Origin of the sequence: Sporomusa sp. (genome assembly GCF_035561255.1) — a bacterium.
GTDB lineage: Bacteria > Bacillota > Negativicutes > Sporomusales > Sporomusaceae > Sporomusa.
In genome coordinates this window covers 1-2,859 of the sequence record NZ_DATMXX010000237.1, presented here as the reverse complement: position 1 = coordinate 2,859, position 2,859 = coordinate 1, and the positions used below count along the sequence as shown (strand labels likewise).

The window sequence follows — 2,859 nt, the reverse complement described above, 5'->3', positions numbered from 1 at the left end:
TGAAACCAGCCTTAAGATGAGGTCTGTCATTCGAAAGAAGTAAGGCCCCTTGTAGATGACAAGGTTGATAGGCCAGATGTGTAAGTGGCGCAATCCACTCAGCTGACTGGTACTAATAGGCCGAGGACTTGACTTAAACTTGTTCGCACTTGCAGTGCGAATATAAGCAGCGAACCATATTAACGCGAGCCGATAGGCGAAACGGGAATATGTGTGAGTCGCTTAGTTCCGAACGAAAGTGAGGAACATCCTATATATTGCGCAATGCTTATCTTCTGTGAAGTTTTGAAGGAATAAAATATTGTCAAAAGTTACAAGTTGTAAACAACGATTAACTGTGATAATATATAGTTCCGTCAAAAAACAAAACATTCCTCGATAGCTCAGCTGGTAGAGCAATCGGCTGTTAACCGATCGGTCGTAGGTTCGAGTCCTACTCGAGGAGCCACATTCAATCTTTGGAGAATGAGGATAAGGAAGTTCCGCGCTAACGCTTGGAACTAAGCGATTCACACAGGTTCTCTGCTTATATCGCGGGATGGAGCAGTTGGTAGCTCGTCGGGCTCATAACCCGAAGGTCGTAGGTTCAAGTCCTGCTCCCGCAACCAATTTATGGTGGCTATGGTGAAGTGGTTAACACGCCGGATTGTGGCTCCGGTATTCGAGGGTTCGAGACCCTCTAGTCACCCCAAAGAATTTAAAGCGGACAACTATCGTTAATAAGATAGTTGTCCGCTTTTTTTATTATTAAGAATTTGTGATACCAATCACTGCTCTGTAGCTGTTTATAGATTATAATGCAACTATCAAGGTTCAGGGAGTGGTATTATGGGACTATGGAAGTGGTTTTGTGAGCTGGAGACAAAGAAACCTGAGCAAGAAGTGGCCTTTTGGCGTGTCAGAAGGAAAGGTGTACAAGAACCAGTGTCAGGCGTAGAGGTTTGTACCAGACTATGTGGTTCTGCCGGTTGTCGGTGTGGGGGCACTATGCGAGGATTGTATTGTGTATGGTCATATTATCGTGACTAATAAATTTTGGTAATATGGGAAATCTATTAGCGACTAAACTATATCTTAGTGGCAAACTAGTTTTAGTGATAAGATTTCTCCATGATATATTGACATTGGTTAGGGTGTACTGGTATTATAGACATAAATTAAATAACGTTTTTCGATAGAGGTTGCGGCAGACCAACAGTAAGTATGCAGAGCCTGGCAGCGATGATGATACTGAAAGGGGCTGACCGCCGAAGTGAAAGTTTTGCCTAAGACTTTTTGCTGGTTTTACGTTTAAGAAATGTAGGACTGTCACCTGATTGTTTTCAGGTGGAGCGCTATCTTGCACCAGCCGGTAAGAGCATTTTTTTGTTGCTAGGCAGTTTGCGAGATTTAGAGCAGACTGCTTTTTGTATTACATGTACTTATTATTGAAAGGTAGGGCGAAACAAGTGGCTGAAAAGCAGATACCATTTACAAAAGAAGAATTAACAGAAGTGATTAAAGAATATCCCACGCCGTTTCATATTTATGATGAGCAAGCCATTAGACAGAATGTCCGAAATTTAACTAAAGCCTTTGCCTGGGCGCCTGAGTTTAAGGAATATTTTGCTGTTAAGGCTACTCCTAATCCTTACATTCTAAAAGTGTTGAGAGAAGAAGGTCTGGGAGCTGATTGCAGCTCGCTTGCAGAGCTTATTTTAGCTGAAAAAGCTGGTATGAGTGGCGAAGAGATTATTTTGACTTCAAATGATACCCCGGCTATTGAGTTTAAAAAAGCACGTGAATTAGGTGCGATAATTAATCTTGACGATATTAGTCATATTGACTATTTGGATAAACATGCCGGTATTCCCGATATGATTTCATTCCGTTACAATCCGGGCCCGTTACGTGACGGTGGTAATTCCATTATTGGCAATCCCGAAGAATCTAAATATGGTTTGACCAGAAAACAACTTTTGGATGCATACCGAATTATGAAGAGTAGAGGGGTTAAAAGGTTCGGTATCCATACAATGGTTATATCCAACGAACTTGATCCTAACTACTTCGTTGAGACCGCCAATATGATGTTCGATCTTATTAATGAAATTTATCGTACTCTTGATATTAAGGTTGAATTTGTTAACTTCGGCGGGGGGATCGGTATTCCTTACCGACCGGAGCAAGAGCCTGTTAACATTACTACGATCAGTCAAGGGATTAAAAAGGCATATGAAACTAAGATTGCCGCCAATGGTCTTGCTCCACTTAAAATTGCTATGGAATGCGGCCGGATGGTTACTGGACCATATGGTTACCTGGTGTCGACAGTGCTGCATAAAAAGGAAATCTATAAAAATTATGTTGGTCTTGACTCGTGTATGGCTAATTTGATGCGGCCGGCTTTATACGGGGCGTATCATCACATTACGGTACTCGGCAAAGAAGACTGGCCGCTCGGTTATATTTATGATGTTACCGGGTCGCTGTGTGAGAATAATGATAAGTTTGCGGTTAACCGGAAGCTACCAATGATTGATATCGGCGATGTATTGGTTATTCATGACGCTGGTGCACATGGTCATGCTATGGGCTTTAATTATAATGGTAAATTGCGCTCATCTGAATTAATGCTGAAACCTGATGGCAGTGTTCAACTTATTCGACGCGCTGAGACTATTGAGGATTATTTTTCCACCTTAGATTTTGGCGGACTAGAAAAGTAATATAAGGACATGAAATTCACCTGCAATTTGGCAGGTGAATTTTCTATCTAACCATATTATACGCGACCTCTGATCAGCTCTAACAAGCCAGGCGTAGTGATTTTCAGTTAGAGGTTGTTCTAGAAAAATTCAGGATTTCCTAGAAATGGAC

Annotated in this window: 1 protein-coding gene, 3 tRNA genes, 1 rRNA gene and 1 riboswitch; all 5 genes read left to right on the top strand. The window is 41.7% G+C overall.

Annotated elements, in window-relative coordinates:
• Positions 1-136: ribosomal RNA gene (locus VN379_RS13395) — 23S ribosomal RNA — on the top strand; the annotation flags it as partial.
• Between the two features lie 236 nt (positions 137-372).
• A tRNA-Asn gene (locus VN379_RS13390) sits at positions 373-448 on the top strand.
• 84 nt (positions 449-532) lie between these two features.
• Positions 533-608 (top strand) — tRNA-Met (locus VN379_RS13385).
• Positions 609-615: 7 nt separating this feature from the next.
• Positions 616-691, top strand: a tRNA-His gene (locus tag VN379_RS13380).
• 476 nt (positions 692-1,167) lie between these two features.
• A riboswitch (Lysine riboswitch) is annotated at positions 1,168-1,345 on the top strand.
• Positions 1,346-1,448: 103 nt separating this feature from the next.
• Complete coding sequence (locus VN379_RS13375; protein ID WP_325534619.1) at positions 1,449-2,708, top strand: diaminopimelate decarboxylase; 1,260 nt, start codon at positions 1,449-1,451, stop codon at positions 2,706-2,708.
• Positions 2,709-2,859 lie beyond the last annotated feature (151 nt).